21 protein-coding genes are annotated in these 19,708 nt (G+C 67.2%); 6 read left to right on the top strand and 15 right to left on the bottom strand.

Going from position 1 to position 19,708, the window contains the following annotated elements:
- Complete coding sequence (locus CEX87_RS06295; RefSeq protein ID WP_066808385.1) at positions 1 to 708, top strand: sirohydrochlorin chelatase; 708 nt, start codon at positions 1 to 3, stop codon at positions 706 to 708.
- A gap of 3 nt (positions 709 to 711) precedes the next feature.
- Here CEX87_RS06295 and CEX87_RS06290 read toward each other — a convergent pair whose 3' ends face one another.
- The 7 genes from CEX87_RS06290 to CEX87_RS06265 form a co-directional block, all read right to left on the bottom strand.
- The gene (locus CEX87_RS06290) at positions 712 to 1,779 is read right to left on the bottom strand and encodes a class I SAM-dependent methyltransferase (protein ID WP_094286400.1); all 1,068 of its coding nucleotides are present in this window, start codon (positions 1,777 to 1,779) and stop codon (positions 712 to 714) included.
- 67 nt (positions 1,780 to 1,846) lie between these two features.
- Positions 1,847 to 2,902, bottom strand: a complete 1,056-nt coding sequence (locus CEX87_RS06285) for a sulfate/molybdate ABC transporter ATP-binding protein (RefSeq protein WP_094286398.1) — start codon at positions 2,900 to 2,902, stop codon at positions 1,847 to 1,849.
- Positions 2,903 to 2,917: 15 nt separating this feature from the next.
- Positions 2,918 to 3,730 (bottom strand): sulfate ABC transporter permease subunit CysW, encoded by an 813-nt coding sequence (cysW, locus tag CEX87_RS06280; RefSeq protein WP_094286396.1) that lies wholly within the window; start codon positions 3,728 to 3,730, stop codon positions 2,918 to 2,920.
- Positions 3,727 to 4,593, bottom strand: a complete 867-nt coding sequence (cysT, locus tag CEX87_RS06275; RefSeq protein WP_064396766.1) for a sulfate ABC transporter permease subunit CysT — start codon at positions 4,591 to 4,593, stop codon at positions 3,727 to 3,729. Before cysT ends, cysW begins: the two co-directional genes overlap by 4 nt.
- Positions 4,590 to 5,603, bottom strand: coding sequence for a sulfate ABC transporter substrate-binding protein (locus CEX87_RS06270; RefSeq protein WP_094286394.1), 1,014 nt, complete (start codon positions 5,601 to 5,603; stop codon positions 4,590 to 4,592). Before CEX87_RS06270 ends, cysT begins: the two co-directional genes overlap by 4 nt.
- 117 nt (positions 5,604 to 5,720) lie before the next feature.
- Positions 5,721 to 5,813 (bottom strand): Ms4533A family Cys-rich leader peptide, encoded by a 93-nt coding sequence (locus tag CEX87_RS27940; RefSeq protein WP_353612094.1) that lies wholly within the window; start codon positions 5,811 to 5,813, stop codon positions 5,721 to 5,723.
- 140 nt (positions 5,814 to 5,953) lie between these two features.
- Positions 5,954 to 6,151 carry a hypothetical protein gene (locus tag CEX87_RS06265; protein WP_064396769.1) on the bottom strand — a complete coding sequence of 66 codons (198 nt, stop codon included), beginning with the start codon at positions 6,149 to 6,151 and terminating at the stop codon, positions 5,954 to 5,956.
- A gap of 32 nt (positions 6,152 to 6,183) precedes the next feature.
- On the opposite strand from CEX87_RS06265, the gene CEX87_RS06260 reads away from it, so the two are divergent.
- Positions 6,184 to 7,425 (top strand): FAD-dependent oxidoreductase, encoded by a 1,242-nt coding sequence (locus tag CEX87_RS06260; protein WP_269845529.1) that lies wholly within the window; start codon positions 6,184 to 6,186, stop codon positions 7,423 to 7,425.
- Positions 7,426 to 7,482: 57 nt separating this feature from the next.
- Complete coding sequence (locus CEX87_RS06255) at positions 7,483 to 9,519, top strand: glycoside hydrolase family 15 protein (protein ID WP_064396771.1); 2,037 nt, start codon at positions 7,483 to 7,485, stop codon at positions 9,517 to 9,519.
- A 99-nt stretch (positions 9,520 to 9,618) separates the two neighbouring features.
- Here the strand turns inward: CEX87_RS06255 and CEX87_RS06250 are convergent, their stop codons facing one another.
- The 3 genes from CEX87_RS06250 to lepA all read right to left on the bottom strand — a co-directional run bounded on the left by CEX87_RS06250 (position 9,619) and on the right by lepA (position 13,021).
- On the bottom strand, positions 9,619 to 10,320 hold the full coding sequence (locus tag CEX87_RS06250) for a sensor domain-containing protein (RefSeq protein WP_233151297.1): 702 nt from the start codon (positions 10,318 to 10,320) through the stop codon (positions 9,619 to 9,621).
- A 61-nt stretch (positions 10,321 to 10,381) separates the two neighbouring features.
- Entirely contained in the window at positions 10,382 to 11,101 is a 720-nt protein-coding gene (locus CEX87_RS06245; RefSeq protein ID WP_066808373.1) for a sensor domain-containing protein, read from the bottom strand.
- Between the two features lie 6 nt (positions 11,102 to 11,107).
- The gene (gene lepA / locus CEX87_RS06240; protein ID WP_233151300.1) at positions 11,108 to 13,021 is read right to left on the bottom strand and encodes a translation elongation factor 4; all 1,914 of its coding nucleotides are present in this window, start codon (positions 13,019 to 13,021) and stop codon (positions 11,108 to 11,110) included.
- 21 nt (positions 13,022 to 13,042) lie between these two features.
- Between lepA and CEX87_RS06235 the strand changes: the two genes are divergently transcribed.
- Positions 13,043 to 13,654: a type II toxin-antitoxin system PemK/MazF family toxin gene (locus tag CEX87_RS06235; protein WP_064396775.1), complete on the top strand. Its 612-nt coding sequence runs from the start codon at positions 13,043 to 13,045 to the stop codon at positions 13,652 to 13,654.
- A gap of 79 nt (positions 13,655 to 13,733) precedes the next feature.
- Here CEX87_RS06235 and CEX87_RS06230 read toward each other — a convergent pair whose 3' ends face one another.
- Positions 13,734 to 14,339, bottom strand: a complete 606-nt coding sequence (locus CEX87_RS06230) for a GNAT family N-acetyltransferase (RefSeq protein ID WP_233151296.1) — start codon at positions 14,337 to 14,339, stop codon at positions 13,734 to 13,736.
- On the bottom strand, positions 14,332 to 14,760 hold the full coding sequence (locus tag CEX87_RS06225) for a CBS domain-containing protein (protein ID WP_064396778.1): 429 nt from the start codon (positions 14,758 to 14,760) through the stop codon (positions 14,332 to 14,334). The genes CEX87_RS06230 and CEX87_RS06225 overlap by 8 nt, the downstream gene beginning before the upstream one ends.
- 198 nt (positions 14,761 to 14,958) lie before the next feature.
- Between CEX87_RS06225 and CEX87_RS06220 the strand changes: the two genes are divergently transcribed.
- Positions 14,959 to 15,819: a ribonuclease Z gene (locus CEX87_RS06220; protein WP_094286390.1), complete on the top strand. Its 861-nt coding sequence runs from the start codon at positions 14,959 to 14,961 to the stop codon at positions 15,817 to 15,819.
- 4 nt (positions 15,820 to 15,823) lie between these two features.
- Here the strand turns inward: CEX87_RS06220 and CEX87_RS06215 are convergent, their stop codons facing one another.
- The 3 genes from CEX87_RS06215 to CEX87_RS06205 are packed head-to-tail and all read right to left on the bottom strand — an operon-like array spanning position 15,824 to position 19,286.
- Complete coding sequence (locus CEX87_RS06215) at positions 15,824 to 16,663, bottom strand: transglutaminase family protein (RefSeq protein ID WP_064396783.1); 840 nt, start codon at positions 16,661 to 16,663, stop codon at positions 15,824 to 15,826.
- Positions 16,663 to 17,634, bottom strand: coding sequence for an alpha-E domain-containing protein (locus CEX87_RS06210; protein ID WP_064396784.1), 972 nt, complete (start codon positions 17,632 to 17,634; stop codon positions 16,663 to 16,665). The genes CEX87_RS06215 and CEX87_RS06210 overlap by 1 nt, the downstream gene beginning before the upstream one ends.
- Positions 17,635 to 17,648: 14 nt before the next feature.
- Positions 17,649 to 19,286, bottom strand: coding sequence for a circularly permuted type 2 ATP-grasp protein (locus tag CEX87_RS06205; RefSeq protein WP_174523494.1), 1,638 nt, complete (start codon positions 19,284 to 19,286; stop codon positions 17,649 to 17,651).
- Positions 19,287 to 19,443: 157 nt separating this feature from the next.
- On the opposite strand from CEX87_RS06205, the gene rpsT reads away from it, so the two are divergent.
- On the top strand, positions 19,444 to 19,704 hold the full coding sequence (gene rpsT, locus CEX87_RS06200; protein WP_064396786.1) for a 30S ribosomal protein S20: 261 nt from the start codon (positions 19,444 to 19,446) through the stop codon (positions 19,702 to 19,704).
- Positions 19,705 to 19,708: the final 4 nt, after the last annotated feature.

Here is a 19,708-nt window from a genome sequence, read left to right as displayed (position 1 = left end):
GTGACCCTCGTGCTGACCGCGCACGGCAGCGCCGACCCACGCTCGGCGGCGGTGACGCATGCGGTGGCAGGCCGGATTCGGCGTCTGCGTCCGTGGCTCGACGTGCGTCCGGCGTTCCTGGAACAGAACGGCCCCAGCCTGCTCGACACCCTGAGCGGGCTGCACGCCCCGGCCGTGGTCGTACCCTTCCTGTTGGCCAGCGCTTTTCACGCGCGGGTCGACATCCCTTCGGTCGTCGAGCAGTCGGGCGCGGTGGTCGATCGGGCCGAGGTGCTCGGCGAGGACCCAGCGCTGTTGAGCGTGCTGCGGCAGCGACTGGCCGAGCTCGGGGTCTCCCCCGACGACGACGGCCTTGGCGTCCTCGTCGTCGCGGTCGGCTCGTCACATCTCGCCGCGAACGCCAGGACCGCCACGGTCGCTCAGTCCCTGCGCTCTGGAACGCGCTGGGCGGGAGCCGAAGTCGCGTTCGCCACCGGACCGTATGCGAGTATCCCGGAGACCGCCGCCCACCTGCGTGCCCGCGGGGCCCGACGCCTGGTCATCGCCCCGTGGTTTCTGGCGCACGGCCGGATCACCGATCGCGTCGCCGAATACGCTGGGGCTCAAGGTATTGCGATGGCCGAACCGCTCGGATCGCACAACCTCGTCGCGGCGACGGTGATGGACCGGTACGACGCGATCACCGCCACTCAGACCGTCGCTGCGTAGTCCTCAGGGCCGGACCTCGAATACGTTGTTGAACGGCGTCTGCGCGGCCAGCCGGAACCGTCGGAATCCGGCCGCTGTCACGACATCTCGAATGCGGGCCGGGCCGGCCTGAGTGCCGAGCGCCGTCCCGACCGGTTGAGCCAATGACGACGGTGTGCACAGCAACGTGGAAAAGCCGTAGTACGCGCGCCCGATCGGGTTGAGGTTGTCTTCCACCCGGTCGCCGGCGGCCGGCTCGACCACCATCCATGTGCCGTCCTCGGCGATGACCTCCCGCACGTGGCGTGCGGCGCCGATCGGATCGCCCATGTCGTGCAAGCAGTCGAACATCGTGACCAGGTCGTACGGCCCACCCGCGAACGCGTCCGCGGCCGCGGTCTGGAAGCTGACCGCTCCCGGCATCCCGTTTCGCTCGCGGGCCACCTCGATGGATTCCGCATGGCCGTCCACGCCGACGAACGTCGAGGCGGGAAAGCCTTCGGCCATCAGCAGCGTCGACGCTCCGTGTCCACAACCGACATCGGCGACACGGGCGCCGCTCCTGAGTTTTTCGACGACACCGTCCAACGAAGGGATCCAATCGTCCACGAGATGTGCGGCGTAGGTCGGGCGGAAGAACCGTTCGCACCCGACGTGGACGTCGGAATTGTGATCCCCCCAAGCGACGCCGACGCCTGCGCGGGCCGCCTCGAAGACGCGTCCGGCATCCGATGCGGTTCCGTGCGCGATCTGGAAGAGACCGCCGACGAAGGCCGGGCTTGTTTCGTCGGTGAGCGCGACGGCTTGCTCGGCCGGCAATCGATAGCGACCGGTCGCCGGGTGGTATTCGACGAAGGCGCCTGCGGTTTGGGCGTTGAGCCACTCCCTGGCGTAGTGCTCGTCGGTGCCGGTGCGTTCGGCCATCTCGGCGGGGGTACTCGGCCCGTGCTCGACAAGCGACCGGTAGTACCCGAGGCGGTCGCCCATCACGACGAGGGCGCAGTTGAGTGCCGCGCCGGCCTCATCGACCGCGCGGAAGCCGAATTGCATCAGTTTGTCCGGATCGACCTGGGTCGGGGTGCTGGTGTTCATGCGAGCAACACAACCAGGAAATCAGACCCGCGGAATGGGGCAATTGCCCCATTCTTGCCCAGCTGAATCAGGCCTTTGTCAACGCCTCGTCGTCGGCATCGTCGCTCGGCGGGACGTGCGTGCCGCCCGGCAACGGCGGCACCCGGGTGGCGCGGACGTAGACGGTGTCCCCCTCCTTGAGGGCGAGCGCCTCGGCGTCACCACGGGTGATCTGCGCGGTGAACGGCGTCTGGTCGGTAGCGCTGTGCAACTCGACACGAACTTCGAAGCCCAGCATGACGATTCGGTCGATGGTCGCGCGCAACACACCCGTGGACTTCACCGAGTCATCGCTGGAGCCGATCGCCATGTCCGGGTTGCGGCCGACGCGGATGTCGTGCGGCCGAACCAGCGCACCATTCAGCGAGGAAACCGCACCGAGAAACGACATCACGAAAGCGTTGGCCGGTGAGTCGTAAACCTCTTCGGGAGAACCGACCTGCTCGATGCGGCCCTTGTTGAGCACCGCGATCCGGTCGGCGACGTCGAGCGCCTCGGACTGATCGTGCGTCACCAGCACCGTGGTGACGTGCACCTCTTCATGCAGCCGACGCAGCCAGGCCCGAAGGTCCTCGCGCACTTTGGCGTCCAGCGCCCCGAACGGTTCGTCCAGCAACAGCACTTGCGGGTCGACGGCCAGCGCGCGGGCCAGCGCCATGCGCTGGCGCTGGCCGCCGGAAAGTTGGTTCGGGTAGCGAGTCTGGAAACCGGCCAGCCCCACCACTTCGAGGAGATTGTCGACCTTCTGTTTGATTTCGGACTTGGGCCGCTTGCGGATCTTCAGCCCGAACGCGACGTTGTCGCGCACTGACAGGTGCTTGAACGCCGCATAGTGCTGGAACACGAACCCGATACCGCGCCGCTGCGGTGGCACGTCGGTGACGTCGCGGCCGTTGATCGTCACGGTGCCGGAATCGGGCTGATCCAGCCCGGCGATGGCCCGCAGCAGCGTCGACTTACCCGACCCGCTGGGTCCGAGCAGCGCGGTCAGCGAACCGGACGGCACCTCGAAGTCGACGTTGTCCAGCGCGGCGAAGTCACCGTAGTGCTTGTTCGCGCCGCGCACGACGATCGCGTTCGTCATCTTTTCTCCCTACGCCTACTTGCCCGCCCGGACCCGCCGCGCGTCGAGGATCACCTGCGCGACCAACACCACCACCGCCACCGCCATCAGCAACGTCGACACCGCATAGGCGCCGTACTCGGCACCGCGCGTGTAGCGGTCCGACACCAACAGTGTGAGCGTCTGCGAGCTTCCCGGCAGGTTGGACGACACCATCAACACCGCGCCGTATTCGCCGAGGGTGCGCGCGATCGTCAGCACGATGCCGTAGGTCAGACCCCACCGGATCGACGGCAGCGTGACCCGCCAGAACGTCTGCCACCACTGCGAACCCAGCGTCGCCGCGGCCTCTTCCTGATCGGTGCCGATCTCGTGCAGCACCGGTTCGACCTCACGAATCACGAACGGCACGGTGACGAAGATGCTGGCCAGCACGATGCCGGGAATCCCGAAGATGATCTTGAACCCGAGGCTGTTCTCGACGAACCCGAATAGACCCGCCGATCCCCACAACAGGATCAGCGCGACGCCGACCACCACCGGCGACACTGCGAACGGCAGGTCGATGACGGCCTGCATCACGCTTTTGCCACGGAACTTGTTGCGCGCCAACACCAGTGCCGTCGGTACACCGAACAGCACGTTGAGCGGCACCACGATCGCGACCACCAGCAGCGACAGGTTCAGAGCCGAAATCGCCGCCGGTGTGCTGATCGACCCAATGAAGGCGCCGATGCCCGGCGAGAAAGTGCGCCATAGGATCAGCCCCACCGGCACCACGACCAGGATCGTGATGTAGGCCAGCGCAAGATAGCGCAGCAGGTGTTTGACCGCAGGCGAAAGAATCACTGCTCCATCGCGTCCCGTCGGGCGGCGCGCGATCCGATCGCACGCAGAATCAACAACACGACAAACGAGATGGCCAGCAGCACAATCGAAATAGCGGCGGCGCCGGTGCGGTCGTCGTTCTCGATCAGGGTTCGGATCCACTGCGAGGAGACCTCGGTCTCACCGGGCACGGCGCCGCCGATCAGCACCACCGAGCCGAACTCGCCGATCGCGCGGGAGAACGCCAGACCGGCGCCCGACAGCAGCGACGGCAGAAGTGCGGGCAACATCACGCGGGTGAAGATGACCCAGTTGTTGGCGCCCAACGATGCCGCGGCTTCCTCGATTTCGCGGTCCAGTTCCAGCAGCACCGGCTGCACCGACCGCACGACGAACGGCAGGGTGACGAACAGCAACGCCACCCCGATGCCCCACTTGGTGTGCTGCAGATGCAGCCCGACCGGGCTGGCGGGGCCGTAGAGCGCCAGCATCACCAGGCTGGCGACGATCGTCGGCAACGCGAACGGCAGGTCGATCACCGAGTCGACGAGCCGCTTGCCGACGAAGTCGTCGCGGGTCAGCACCCACGCCACCAGCAGCCCGAACACCAAATTGACCGCCGTCACCCCGAACGACACGGTCAGCGTCACCTTGAACGACGCGACGGCAGCGTTCGAGGTGACCGCGAACCAGAACGCCTGCCATCCGCCGCCGGCCGACTGCCAGAGGATCGCGGCCAGCGGCAGCAGCACGATCAGGCTCAACCAAATCGACGCGGCCCCCACCCGCAGCGACGTCGTCCCATGACGACGCTCGAGCAGTCGGGACGCCCGGCCCGGCTCACCACCGGTGAACTCGGGCCGGGACACCACGGAAGAGGTCATCCCGTCGCCTGGGTGTAGATCTTGGTGATCGTGCCGTTGTCCTTGTCGAACAGCTCGGGATCAAGCGTCGCCCAGCCTCCGAGGTCGTCAACGGTCCAAAGTTTTGCCGGTGCGGGGAACTTGCCCCGGAACTCCTCGAGCACCGCGGGATCGACGGGCCGGAAACCGGCTTCGGCCCACAGCTTCTGCGCCTCGGGGGTGTAGATGAAGTTCTTCAGCGCGTTCGCCTTGTCCAGATGCCTGCTCGACGTCACCACGGCGACCGGGTTCTCGATCTTGAAGGTTTCCGGCGGGTTCACGTACTCCAGGTCGAAGTGCAGCGCCTCGTTCTCGTAGGCCAGCAGCACGTCGCCACTGCCCTGCCGGAACACGTCGGTGGCCTCGCGGCCCGAACTCGGGCGCAGCTTGATGTGCTGGGTCACCAGTTCGGTGACGTAGTCGAGACCGGCCTGCGGATCCTGACCGCCCCTGCTGGCCCATGCGTACGGCGCCAACAGGTTCCACTTGGCCGACCCGGAGCTCAGCGGGCTCGGCGTGATGACCTCGACGCCGGGCTTGAGCAGATCGGGCCAGTCCCTGATGTTCTTGGGGTTGCCGGGCCGCACAGCGAAGCTCACCACGGATCCGAACGGGATGCCCTTGGTGGCGTCGGCGTTCCAGTCCTCGGTGACCTTGTCGGCCTTGACGAGCCGGGTGATGTCCGGCTCGACGGAGAAGTTCACGATGTCGGCGGGCTTACCGTCGACGACGGCGCGCGACTGGTCGCCCGAGGCGCCGTACGACGTCGTGACGCCGACACCTTTACCTTCCGGTGTCGCGGCGAACGCGGGAATGACCTTGCTCCAGCCGGGCTCGGGCACCGCGTAGGCGACCAGCGTCAGCGTCGTGTCGGCGCTGTCCCCACCGCTGTCACCGACCACATCGCTCGAGCCGCCTGCGCATGCGGCGAGCACTGTGGCGGTGGTGGCCAGCGCCGCCGCGGCGCGCCAGGTTCTGCGGATGTTGACCATCGGGGACCTTTCGTTGGGGGACTTCGGTGGAACCCGACCCGACGGGAAGGCGATGGATCAGCGCGAGGCGTCATCTGACAGCCGTTACCGACACCGAACCGCGGACGGGCGGAGGAGTCAGCAACAACAACAGACATCGGCAACAGCGCTGAAACTCACGGCAATGAGGGCCAGAACATGGCCGCTCTTGTTGCCGGACGCTGTTTGCATGGCGCGAAGCCTAACAGAGTTCGGGCAACCTGCTCGGTGAGGGATTCGGCGGCCTCAACGAGTGAACAGCCACATGACGATCACCAGGATCACCAGGAGGACGAGCACCAACGTCACCCGCGACCGCGGCATCCCGCCGCTCATCGGTCGGCATCCCGCTCGTCATGGCGAACATGGCGCCACAACCTGATCCCGTTACCGAGGGCGCCGTCGAGCACGACCGCGGTGCCGTACGCCAACGCGAGCACCACCGGCATCACCACCGCGGTCTGGGCGACGAACGGCAGGCCGGTGAGCCAGAGCTCGACACCGTCCCACCAACTCAGAAAGCCACCCACGCGGCCAGCCTAGGCGATGCGAAGATGGGCGCGTGGCCGCCGACTCCCGCCCCGCGCTGCGTGCCGGGAACACCACCTGCATCGTGGCAGGCGGCGGTCCGGCGGGCATGATGCTCGCGTTGGTGCTGGCCCGCGCCGGGGTCGACGTCACGGTGATGGAGAAGCACGCCGACTTCCTCCGTGATTTCCGCGGTGACACCGTGCATGCCAGCACGCTGCGGCTGCTCGACGAGTTGGGGCTGTCCGATGAGTTCGCGGCGATTCCGCACCGAGAGATCGACACGCTGTCGATGACGGTGCAGGACACCCCGGTCACCATGGATCTGCGGCGAATTCCCGGTCCGCACAAACACATTGCGCTGGTCCCGCAGTGGGATTTCCTGGAGCTGCTGGCCACTGCAGCTAAGCGGGAGCCGTCGTTCACCTTGCTGCGCAGCACCGAGGTGCTCGGCCCGATCCGTCACGGTGACAGGGTGGTCGGTGTCCGCTACCGCGGCGCCGACGGTGAGGAGCGCGAGATGCGCGCGACGTTGACCGTCGCCTGCGATGGGCGGTCATCGACGCTGCGCACCGAGATGGGGCTCAAGCCGAAGGACTTCGGTGTGCCGATGGACGTCTGGTGGTTCCGGCTGCCCCGCGATCCCGACGACCCGCACGGGCTCGCCGGTGTCCTCGGGGCCGGGCACGCGCAGATCGTCATCGACCGTGGCGACTACTACCAGTGCGCCTACGTTATCCCCAAGGGCCGCGACCATGAGTTGCGGGCGCAGGGAATCGGGTCGTTGCATCGCGGTGTGGTGGCGCTGGTGCCGTGGCTGGCCGACCGCATCGGGGCTGTGACGTCGTTCGACGACGTGAAGCTGCTCGACGTGCAGTTGAACCGGCTCAGGCGCTGGTACGGCGACGGCCTGCTGCTCATCGGCGACGCCGCCCACGCGATGTCGCCGGTCGGCGGTGTCGGGATCAACCTCGCGGTGGCCGACGCCGTCGCCGCAGGCCGGATCCTGGCGGATCCGTTGCGCTCGGGCAGCCTGTCGACCAGGCATCTGGCCCGGGTGCAGGCGCGGCGCTGGCTGCCCGCCGCGCTGATCCAGTCGGTGCAAAGGCTGATCCACCGCCGTGTCATCGCGGTCGCCGTCGCTTCGACCGGCCAGGCCGAGGCGCCCGGCTTCGTGCGGGTGGCCGCCGGGCTTCCGCTGCTGCGCCGTTTGGCGGCCTACGGTGTGGCGATCGGTCCCCTACCGGAACACATTCCGGCCTTCGCCCGCCGCTGACGCGCCGTTACGGCCAACAAGTAGACGGCGAGCGCGTCGGCAGTCGATGATGGCGGCATGGTTCTGCAACAAACCGGGCCGTCGGACGGGTCAACGGAGACCGAGAACGGGGCGAAGCCGGCTCAGGCCGTCACGGACAACACCCCGCTGACCGTGACCGCACCGACGCCGTACGCGCCCACCGGAGCGTTGCGAAACCCCTTTCCGCCCATCGCCGACTACGGCTTCCTGTCCGACTGCGAGAACACCTGCCTGATCTCATCGGCCGGGTCGGTCGAGTGGATGTGCGTGCCGCGGCCCGACTCGCCGAGCGTGTTCGGCGCCATTCTCGATCGCGGCGCCGGCCATTTCCGGTTGGGGCCCTACGGGGTGACGGTGCCTTCGGCCCGGCGCTACCTGCCCGGCAGCCTGATCCTGGAGACGACGTGGCAGACCCACACCGGGTGGCTGATCGTGCGCGAGGCGTTGGTGATGGGTCCCTGGCATGACCTCGAGACCCGTTCGCGCACCCATCGCCGCACACCGATGGACTGGGATGCCGAGCACATCCTGCTGCGCACCGTGCGATGCGTGAGCGGCACCGTCGAACTGGTGATGAACTGCGAGCCGGCGTTCGACTACCACCGGATCCCCGCGACATGGGAGTACTCCGCGCAGGCGTACGGCGAGGCGATCGCGCGCGCCAGCCGCGACGCCGACGCGCACCCCACGCTTCGGCTCACCACGAACCTGCGGCTCGGCCTGGAGGGCCACGAGGCTCGGGCCCGGACCCGGATGAAGGAAGGCGACCAGGCGTTCGTCGCGCTGTCGTGGTCCAAGCATCCGGCGCCACAGACCTACGAAGAGGCCGCCGACAAGATGTGGCAGACCAGCGAGGCCTGGCGCCAGTGGATCAACATCGGCGACTTCCCCGACCACCCGTGGCGGGCCTACCTCCAGCGCAGCGCGCTGACACTCAAGGGGCTGACCTACTCCCCGACCGGCGCGCTGTTGGCCGCGCCCACCACGTCGCTGCCGGAAACGCCTCAGGGCGAACGCAACTGGGACTACCGCTATGCGTGGGTGCGCGATTCGACGTTCGCGCTGTGGGGTCTCTACACATTGGGCCTGGACCGCGAGGCCGACGACTTCTTCGCGTTCATCGCCGATGTGTCCGGCGCCAACAACGGTGAGCGACACCCACTTCAGGTGATGTACGCCGTCGGTGGCGAGCGCACGCTGGTCGAGGAGGAACTGCGCCACCTGTCCGGATACGACGGGGCGCGGCCGGTGCGCATCGGCAACGGCGCGTACAACCAGATGCAGCACGACATCTGGGGCACCATGCTCGATTCGGTGTATCTGCACGCCAAGTCGCGCGAGCAGATCTCCGACACGCTGTGGCCGGTGCTCAAGCAGCAGGTCGAAGAGGCGATCAAGCACTGGAAGGAGCCCGACCGCGGGATATGGGAGGTGCGCGGCGATCCGCAACACTTCACCAGCAGCAAGATCATGTGCTGGGTGGCGCTGGACCGCGGCTCGAAACTCGCCGAGTTCCAGGGCGAGAAGTCCTACGCCCAGCAGTGGCGCGCGACCGCCGAGGAGATCAAGGCCGACGTGCTCAAACACGGCGTCGACTCCCGCGGTGTGCTGACGCAGCGGTACGGCGACGACGCGCTCGACGCCTCGCTGCTGCTGGCCGTGCTGACGCGGTTCCTACCGCCCGACGATCCGCGGGTGCGCGCGACCGTGCTGGCGATCGCCGACGAGCTCACCGAGGAAGGCCTGGTGCTGCGCTACCGGGTCGACGAGACCGATGACGGGCTGTCCGGCGAGGAGGGCACCTTCACGATCTGCTCGTTCTGGCTGGTGTCGGCGCTGGTGGAGATCGGCGAGATCAGCCGCGCCAAACACCTGTGTGAACGGCTGTTGTCGTTCGCCAGCCCGCTGCACCTGTACGCCGAGGAGATCGAGCCGCGCACCGGCCGCCATCTCGGCAACTTCCCGCAGGCGTTCACCCACCTGGCGTTGATCAACGCGGTCGTGCACGTGATCCGGGCCGAGGAGGAAGCCGACAGCTCCGGCGTCTTCGTCCCGGCCAACGCCCCGATGTAGACCGCTTTTTCGGCGCGCGCAACGGAGTCGTCGAGGCTACGGTTTCTGATGAGAATCGGCCCATTCTCGTCATAAACCGTTGTCTCGGCGCGCTCTTCGCTACTTGGCCGCGTTGGTGAGCATGTCCTGTGCGATGGTGGCCGCCTCGTCGCCGATCGAATAACTGCACGCCCACGCCTCGACGGTCAGGTTCGACGCGGTCGACAGCGCATGTTGGCAGGCCCAGCCGTCGGCATCCTGCTGCGTCGTGACCTGAGTGATCATCTTGCCGTCGGCGCGGACCTCACCGAGTTCCCACAGGAACACGTCTCCCGAATTACCCACGACCACCGTGGAATTGGCGCACCCATCCCACGCCGCCCTCGACTTGTCGAAGAACCGCTGCGCCTCATCGGCCGACGTGTACAGCACCGCGGTCTGCTCGACCCAGTGGTTGTTGTGGTCGTCGGGTTCGCGCGCCACCTGGTCGCGCACGTCGGTCCATCCGCTGCCCGCGTACACCGGACCCTCGGCGCCGTACATGGCGCCGAGGCACTCGGGATCCGATACGTCGTCCGAATGATCGGTCATCTCCTCGAGTTCGCTTGTGACTTTCATCGTCGTCGAGCCCATGATGCCGTTCAGTTCGCCGATGGTGAGCAACACGTCGTCGAGCGTCGCCGCGGTCAGCTCCGGCACGTCGACCGCCCCGCCGCGCATCGCGACGCCCGCCACGGTGCTCACACAGCCCGCCAGCACGGCCGACGTCACCAGGACGACACCCGCGGCGCACAGCCGCGACACGGTGCCGAAACGGGTCACCGCGTTATTGTGACCGACTTTCGGCACATTCGCGGCGTAGCCGACAATCTCGACCGAACGCTCAGGAGTGGGCGATCTTGTCCATCATCAGGTCGGCGACCGCGGTCGCGTGTCGGGCGCCGGTCGGGCTGGGGCCGGCGACGTCGGTGATCTCCACCTCCACGATGCAATCGCCTGCCACACCGAGGGCCCGCTGGACCGTCGATCCGGCGTCCTGCATCACCACCGCCGAGACGATCTCGTCGTCGACGCCGACCTCGGTGATCCGGCTCGATCCCTGTGCGCCGCGGTCGGGTTGGCTCAACACCAGCGTTTGGCCGTTGCATCGGTGCCACTTGTCGGCCGATGAGGCGAAGAACTCCTGCGCGGCATCGGCGTCGATGAACTCGACCACCCCGAAGAATCCGGTGACGGTGGGGCCGTTGGCGTCACCGCCGGCCCACGACTGGCTGACCACCGACCGCACCGGGCTGGCTTGATACACCACCTTCTCCAGCCGGTAACCGGTGCTCACACAGTCGGGCGGACTCGCCTCGGCCTCCCGCACGCCCTGCAGCAGCATGTCGGCGCCACCTTCGACGACCTGGCCCATGAAGCCGCTGGCCCCGAACATCGTGGTCAGCTCCTCGGCCGTGGGGAGGGCCTGGTCCAGCATCCGGTTCGGCGACGGTTTGGCCACCTCGGCGATCCGTGGGGCCGGGGCATCACCGGCGGGCGCCGAACAGCCGGCGAGGATCGCGCATGCGCCCACGGCCGCCGCCGTCATCGCCGCCGAGCGCACGCCGACCTACTTCTTGGCCTTGTCGGCGGCCGACGAGTCGGTGGACAGGGCGGCGACGAACGCCTCCTGTGGCACCTCGACCCGGCCGATGGTCTTCATCCGCTTCTTGCCTTCCTTTTGCTTCTCGAGCAGCTTGCGCTTGCGGGTGATGTCCCCGCCATAGCACTTCGATAGCACGTCTTTGCGGATCGCGCGGATGTTTTCGCGAGCTATGATCTTCGAACCGATCGCCGCCTGCACCGGAACCTCGAACTGCTGGCGCGGAATCAGCTCCTTGAGCTTGGTGGTCATCTTGTTGCCGTAGGCGTACGCCGACTCCTTGTGCACGATCGCGCTGAACGCATCGACCGGCTCGCCCTGCAGCAGGATGTCGACCTTGACCAGGTCGGCTTCCTGCTCACCGGCCTCCTCGTAGTCCAGGCTGGCGTAGCCGCGGGTGCGCGATTTGAGCGCGTCGAAGAAGTCGAAGATGATCTCGCCCAGCGGCAACGTGTAGCGCAACTCCACCCGTTCCGGCGACAGATAGTCCATTCCGCCGAGCTCGCCGCGCCGCGACTGGCACAGCTCCATGATGGTCCCGATGAACTCGCTGGGCGCGATGATCGTGGTCTTGACGATCGGCTCATAGACGGTGCGGATCTTGCCGTCGGGCCAGTCCGACGGGTTGGTGACAGTAATCTCCGAACCATCTTCCTGCACAACGCGATACACCACGTTGGGCGAGGTGGAGATCAGGTCGAGGTTGAACTCGCGCTCGAGGCGCTCGCGGGTGATCTCCATGTGCAGAAGGCCCAGAAAGCCGCTGCGGAAACCGAATCCGAGCGCCACCGACGTTTCCGGCTCATACGTCAGCGCCGCATCGTTGAGTTGCAGCTTGTCCAGCGCATCGCGCAGGTCCGGATAGTCCGAGCCGTCAACGGGATACAGCCCCGAGTACACCATCGGTCGCGGCTCCCGGTACCCGGTGAGCGGTTCGGCGGCGCCGTGGCGGGCGGTCGTCACGGTGTCGCCGACCTTGGACTGGCGCACGTCTTTCACGCCGGTGATCAGGTATCCGACCTCGCCGACGCCGAGACCCGCGGAGGCCTTGGGCTCGGGCGAGACGATGCCCACTTCCAGCAGTTCGTGATGCGCGCCGGTGGACATCATCTTGATGCGTTCGCGCGGGACGATCTTGCCGTCGACGACGCGGACGTAGGTCACCACGCCGCGGTAGGTGTCATAGACCGAGTCGAAGATCATCGCCCGCGCGGGCGCGTCGGCGTCGCCGACCGGCGGTGGCACCTCACGCACGACGTGGTCGAGCAGGTCGGCCACGCCCGCGCCGGTCTTCCCGGAGACCCGCAGCACGTCCTCGGGTTCGCAGCCGATGATGTGGGCGAGCTCGGCGGCGTACCGGTCGGGGTCGGCCGCGGGCAGGTCGATTTTGTTGAGCACCGGGATGATGTGCAGGTCGCGATCCAGGGCCAGGTAGAGGTTCGCCAGCGTCTGGGCCTCGATGCCCTGGGCGGCGTCGACGAGCAGCACCGCACCTTCGCACGCCTCCAGCGCGCGCGACACCTCGTAGGTGAAGTCGACGTGGCCGGGGGTATCGATGAGATGCAGGACGAACTCCTGGTCCCCCAATTTCCAGGGCAGCCGGACGTTCTGCGCCTTGATCGTGATACCGCGCTCGCGCTCGATGTCCATCCGGTCGAGGTACTGCGCGCGCATATCGCGATCGGCGACCACACCGGTGAGTTGCAGCATCCGGTCGGCCAGCGTCGACTTGCCGTGATCGATATGGGCGATGATGCAGAAGTTCCGGATCTGCGCCGGCGCCGTGAAGGTCTGATCGGCGAAAGTGCTGATGGGAATCTCCTGGTGAACGCGGACTTCGGGTGCCACCAGCGTATCCAGGCTGCGCCGTAAGCACACAATCGTGCTGGGCGGCGCTCGCTTATGCTCGGAAATATGCCTGCGCCCTGGAGACCACTGCAGACATTCCAGAGGTTTGCCGAGAATCTGGTGTTCAACGAGGCGCCGAAGATCATCCGGCAGATCGGTCAGTCCGAGACCGTGCAGCGCGGCATCCAGCAGGGCATCCGGATCGGTCTGGACGCGATCGCCGGCGCATCCGGAGACGAGGCGCCCGCGATCACCGCCGGACGACCGGTCAGCCGGCACTTCGTGCCCACCGCCCACCGCGCCCGCAAGGTGGTGTACGCCCCCGACCTCGACGGGCGCGCCGACCCGGGCGAGATCGTGTGGACGTGGGTGGTCTACGAGGACGACCCGACGCAGGGCAAGGACCGACCGGTGCTGGTGGTGGGCCGCGACCGGTCCACGCTGCTCGGCCTGATGCTGTCCAGCCAGGATCACCATCGAGACGACCCGGACTGGGTGGCCATCGGCTCGGGCACCTGGGATTACGAGGGACGAGCGAGTTGGGTGCGCCTGGACCGGGTGCTCGACGTGCCCGAAGACGGAATCCGCCGCGAAGGCGCGATCCTGGCCCGCGAGAAGTTCGAGGTTGTGGCCGCGCGGCTACGTGCCGAATACTCCTGGAGCTGACTTTCCCTCCGCCGAACGTGGGGTACCCACACGCGTTCGCGCAGTTGAGCGCACATCAAGCCCACACTCGGCCGAACAGTCAACGCGGTTGGCGCCACATCGGCCACATGGGCGGGCCGCCGTCGGGCAAAGCGATCTCGCCGGTGACGTCGAACCCGAAGCGCTGGTAGTAGGCGATGTTGTCGGGGTTGCTGGACTCGAGGTACGCGGGCGCGTGCTCGGCGTCGCAGCGGTCCAGGCGCGAGCGCATCAGCGCCTGCCCGTATCCGGTGCCGCGCACCGTCGGATCGCTGCCGATCACCCCCAGATACCAGTGCGGCTCCTCGGGGTGGTGCTGCTTCATCAGCTCGGCCATCGCCTGGCCGCGCCGCACATTGGCTCCCATCGCCCGGATGAACGCGGGCATCATCCGCAACTCTTGGAGCCCGGTCTGCCGCCACTCGCCGGGCGGGTCCCACAGCGCGGCGGCCCCGATGTGCTGGCCGCCCGCCACCTCGACTCCTTCGGTGCGCAGGAAGTGGTGGCGGATCATTGTGGCGAACACCCGCGACAGGGCTCGCTCCCTCGCGGCGTCGTTCGGCAGCATCCACTTCATCACCGGATCGTCGTAGAACGCGCGCGCCAGCACCCCCGACATCTGGCGCACGTGCTGCCGCGCAGCCGGAGCGACCTCGACGTCAGCCACGGGTGATGTAGGCCTGCAGCTGCTCCTGCTGCGTTTCGAGCTCTTCCATCCGGGTCTTGACGACGTCGCCGATGCTGACGATGCCGACCAGCCTGCCGTTCTCCATCACCGGCACGTGCCGCACCCGGTTCGTCGTCATCAGAGCGCTCAGGCTGTCGACCGAATCGTCCGGAGCGCAGGTCGCCACCAGCGTGGTCATGATCTCCGACACCGGCTTGGTGAGCAGTTCGCCGCCCCGTCGGTGCAGCGCGCGCACGACGTCGCGCTCGGAGACGATACCCATCAGACCGTCGGGCGACACCACGAGCATGGCGCCGATGTTGTGCACCGCCAGTTCGGTGAGCAATCCCGAGACCGACGTCTCCGGAGTTATCGTGGCCACCGCGGCGCCCTTGCTCCGCAACACGTCCGCGATCCGCATCCTTGCCTCCGCTCGTGATCTTCCTCACAGGCTAGGTTGGACTGACTCGCCGCGGAAGGCTTTGCCAGGTTGCAACCCGGTCACACTCGGGGCGCAACGTCGCGAAAACGGCATTTCAGCAGCGCAAAGTCGAGTACACGACTGTCGGAATACCGTTTCGGAGCCAATTCGACGAGGCCCTCGGGTATATGTGGGGCCATGATCGAGGTCACACTGCTTGGCACTGGAAGTCCCATCCCCGACGCCCGCCGGGCGGGCCCGTCGACGCTCGTGCGCGCGGGCGGGCAGACGTTTCTGATCGACTGCGGTCGAGGTGTACAGCAACGTCTGACGGCCGCGGGAGCGCCGGCGAACGGATTGTCCGCGCTGCTGTTGACACATCTGCACAGCGACCACATCGCGGATTTGGGTGACGTGATCATCAGCCGTTGGGTGTCGACGTTCACGCCCGAGCAGACGCCGCTGCAGATCATCGGGCCGCCGGGCACCGCCGAGGTGGTCGAGCACACCCTCAAGGCGTTCGGCTTCGACATCGGATACCGCATCGCCCACCACGACGACCTGACGGCCCCGCCCCCGGTGGAGGTGCACGAGTACACCGACGGTGAGGTGTGGAACCGCGACGGCGTGACGATCCGGGTCGCGCCCACCGACCACCGCCCGGTCGCCCCGACGATCGGCTTCCGCGTCGAGCACGCCGACGCCTCGGTGGTGCTGGCCGGCGATACCGTCCCGTGCGAGAGCCTCGACCAACTGGCGGCAGGCGCAGGGGCGTTGGTGCACACCGTGATCCGCAAGGATCTCGTCGACAGGATGCCGATGCAGCGCATCCGCGACATCTGCGACTACCACTCCTCGGTCGAGGAAGCGGCGGAGACCGCGGCGCGCGCGGGCGTGGGGATCTTGATCCTCACCCACTACGTGCCCGCAATCGAACCCGGACAGGAAGAGGACTGGCGCGCACTCGCCGCGTCGGTCTTCGACCGGCAGATCGAACTCGGTGACGATCTGCTGCGCGTCGAGGTGCATCCCGGCATCTCGGCGAAGCCGGCCGGCTGACCGGTCAGGCCAACCGGGTGATCTCGACGACGACGTCGAGGTCGGTCGAGCCCTCTCCGGAGTAGATCCCCTTCAGCGGGGTGACATCGGAGTAGTCCCGGCCCACACCCACGCTGATGTACTGCTCGTTGATCGGGACGTCGTTGGTGGGGTCGTAATTCCACCAACCGCCGGTCCAGGCCTGCACCCAGGCATGGCTCTGTCCGTCGATTGTGTCGCCGATCACCGCCTTGTGGTTGGGATGCAGATACCCCGACACGTAGCGAGCGGGAATGCCCATGGAGCGCAACAGGATCAGCGTCAGGTGGGCGAAGTCCTGACAGACGCCCTTGCCCTCGCGCAACGCGTCCAGCCCCGACGAGTGCACTCCGGTGGTGCCCGCGACGTACGCCAACTCGCTGCTCACCCACGACGCGGCGGCGGTGACGGCCTCGTGCGGCGCGTGGTCCTTGATGATGCGCTGACCGACCCGGCGGATGCGCTTGCTCGCGGGCGTGTAGTGAGTGGGCGCAAGGACCTCGTCGAACCTGTCGACGACGGCCTCGGAGTCCAAGTCCTCCCATGTCACTTCGCGTTCGGACATTTGGTCGACGTCGGTCTCCACGACCGACGACGACGTCACCTCCAACTCGGTGTGCGGTGCGTGCAGGTCGAACGCCGTGACCGCCGTCCCCCAGTAGTCGACGTAGCGGTAGTTACGGGTGGCCGGGACGGTTTCCACGCGATTGAGGATCACGTTCTGCCGCGAGTCCGATCGCGGCGTCAGCCGCGCCTCGTTGAACGACGCCGTGACCGGCGACTTGTATGCGTATCCGGTCGAATGCACGACCCGCATCCGCCACATCAGAGTTCACCTTCTTCGACGACGAGCGTGCCGTTGTGACCCGCGTCGTGCCACGCCACCCACGGTGCGGAGTGAAAGTACTGCAGCGCCAACGCTTCACCGACATCGAAGCAGGTCTTCTGCAGGCCGGCCAGCCGCTGTTCCAGCGACTCGAGCAGCACACCGGGGCGCAGGAACTCCAGCTCGCTGCGGGCCCTGCCGAGTAGCCGCTGCGCCTCGGCCGTGGCGCCGAGGCGGCTGTGGGGTCGGTTCATCAACTCGTCGAGGCTGTGTTCGGCAAGCCGCAGCGAATAGAAGATCGACCGGGGGAAAAGCCGGTCCAGCAGCATGAATTCGACCACGCGACCGGCGTCGAGCACACCGCGGTAGGTGCGCAGATAGGTGTCGTGTGCGCCTGCCGACCGAAGCAACGTCACCCATGCCGGTGACGACGCGCTGTCCCCGACCCGCGAAAGCAGCAGTCGCACAGTCATGTCCACCCGTTCGATGGCCCGGCCGAGCACCATGAAGCGGTAACCGTCATCGCGCGACAGCGTCGAGTCGGCCAACCCGGCGAACATCGCGGCGCGGCCCTCGACGAACGAGAGAAACTCGTGCGGTCCGAGACGTTTGGCGGCTCGTTCCCGCTCGGCCAGCGCGTTGTATGTGGTGTTGAGGCATTCCCAGATCTCGGTGGACGTGACTTCGCGTGCGCCGCGGGCGTTTTCGCGGGCCGCCGAGATGGCGTCGACGATTGACCCCTGGGTGCCTCGGCTGAAGGCGACGATGTCGGTCAGCGACCACACATCCAGCGGTGCGTCGGGAGCCTCCATCCCCAGCACCCGCAGCAGCGTCCGCGAAGCCTGGTCGGGGTCGACGCTGGAGTCCTCGAGCAGTTGATGCACGGTCACGTCGAGGATGCGGGCGGTGTCGTCGGCGCGTTCGACGTACCGTCCGATCCAGTACAAGGATTCGGCGTTGCGGGCCAACATCAGCGCACCACCCCTTACTGCTGCTGTTGCTGTTGGTCTTGGGTCTGCCCGTCGCTGCTTTCGGCCTTGGGCCCACGCGCGGACTTGGGCAGCTTGCGCACCACTTCGGCGGCGCCGAGCTCGCGGTCGGCGACCGAGGTGCGCGAGGCCAGCACCCAGGTGTCCTTCGACCCGCCGCCCTGACTCGAGTTGACCACCAGCGAGCCCTCGGGCAGCGCGACGCGGGTGAGTCCGCCGGGCAGCACCCACACGTCGTCGCCGTCGTTGACCGCGAACGGGCGCAGGTCGACGTGCCGCGGCACCAGCTGGTCGCCGATCTGGGTGGGCACGGTCGACAGCTGCATGACGGGCTGGGCGATCCAGCCGCGCGGGTCGTTGCGGATCTTCTTGGCGACGGCGGCGAGCTCCTTCTCCGAGGCGTCCGGACCGAACACGATGCCGTAGCCGCCGGAGCCCTCGACCGGTTTGATGACGAGTTCGTCGATGCGGTCGAGCACTTCCTCGCGTTCGTCGTCGAGCCAGCATCGGAACGTGTCGACGTTGCCCAGCAGAGGTTTCTCGCCGAGGTAGTACTCGATGATCGTCGGCACGTAGGTGTAGACGAGTTTGTCGTCGCCGATGCCGTTGCCGACGGCACTGGAGATCACGACGTTGCCGGCCCTGGCCGCATTGAGAAGCCCGGCGACGCCGAGCACCGAGTCCGGCCGGAACTGCATCGGGTCGAGGAACGCGTCGTCGATGCGACGGTAGATGACGTCGACCTGCCGCTCCCCCTCGGTGGTGCGCATGTAGACGGCGTTGTCGCGACAGAACAGGTCGCGGCCCTCCACCAGCTCAACACCCATCTGCCGGGCCAGCAACGAATGCTCGAAGTACGCCGAGTTGTAGACGCCCGGTGTGAGCACGACGACGGTCGGGTCGGCGACGTTGTTGGCCGCGGCGTTGCGCAGCGACCGCAGCAGATGCGACGAGTAGTCGCCGACGGCGCGCACCCGATGGGTGGCGAACAGGTTCGGAAACACCCGCGCCATGGTGCGGCGGTTCTCCATCACGTACGACACCCCGGACGGTGAGCGCAGGTTGTCCTCAAGCACGCGGAAGTCGCCCTTGGCGTCGCGGATGAGGTCGATGCCCGCGACGTGGATGCGCACGCCGTTGGGCGGAACGATGCCCGCGGCCTCGCGGTGGAAGTGCTCGCAGGAGGTGACCAGCCGGCGCGGGATGACGCCGTCGCGCAGGATCTCCTGCTCGCCGTAGATGTCGTCGAGGTAGAGCTCGAGCGCCTTGACGCGCTGGATGATGCCGCGTTCCAGGCGCGTCCACTCCGCCGCGGAGATGACTCGCGGAACCAGGTCGAGCGGAAAGGGACGTTCCTGGCCCGACAGCGAGAACGTGATGCCCTGGTCGATGAAGGCGCGGCCGAGCGCCTCGGCGCGAGCTTCGAGCTCGGAGGCGTCCGACGGGGCGAGCTCGGTGTAGATGCCCTTGTAGGGGCCCCGCACGTTGCCCTGGGCGTCGAACATCTCGTCGAAGGCTTCGGCGTAGCTACCGAGATCGCTGTATCCGGCGAAGACGCCCTGATATCGCTTGTCCTGCCTACGTGGGCTCCGCGATTGTCGCGCGGACTCGGTCGGCAGGGTACGCAGGCTCATCCCTGCCATGCTGCAACACTTCGGACGTTTCGGCAGGCCAGAGGACTCACTTTGGGCATTTACCCACTCCGCTGGTAACCTGAACCCTCGCTGCCCGCGTGCCGGGCGCCTATCAGACTTTGAGAAACCCCTACAGGATTTACGAAGGACTACACGCGTGGCCAACATCAAGTCGCAGGAGAAGCGCAACCGGACCAACGAGCGCCGCAGGTTGCGCAACAAGTCGGTCAAGTCGTCGCTCCACACGGCGGTGCGCGGCTTCCGGGCGGCCGTGGAGGCCGGCGACAAGGACAAGGCCCAGGAGCTGCTGGCGTCGACCAGCCGTCAGCTGGACAAGGCCGCCAGCAAGGGCGTCATCCACAAGAACCAGGCCGCCAACCGCAAGTCGGGGCTGGCTTCCGCGTTCAACAAGCTCTGAGTTC

It is taken from the genome of Mycobacterium lehmannii, assembly GCF_002245535.1.
GTDB lineage: Bacteria > Actinomycetota > Actinomycetes > Mycobacteriales > Mycobacteriaceae > Mycobacterium > Mycobacterium lehmannii.
This window is presented reverse-complemented; position numbering and strand designations above follow the sequence as displayed.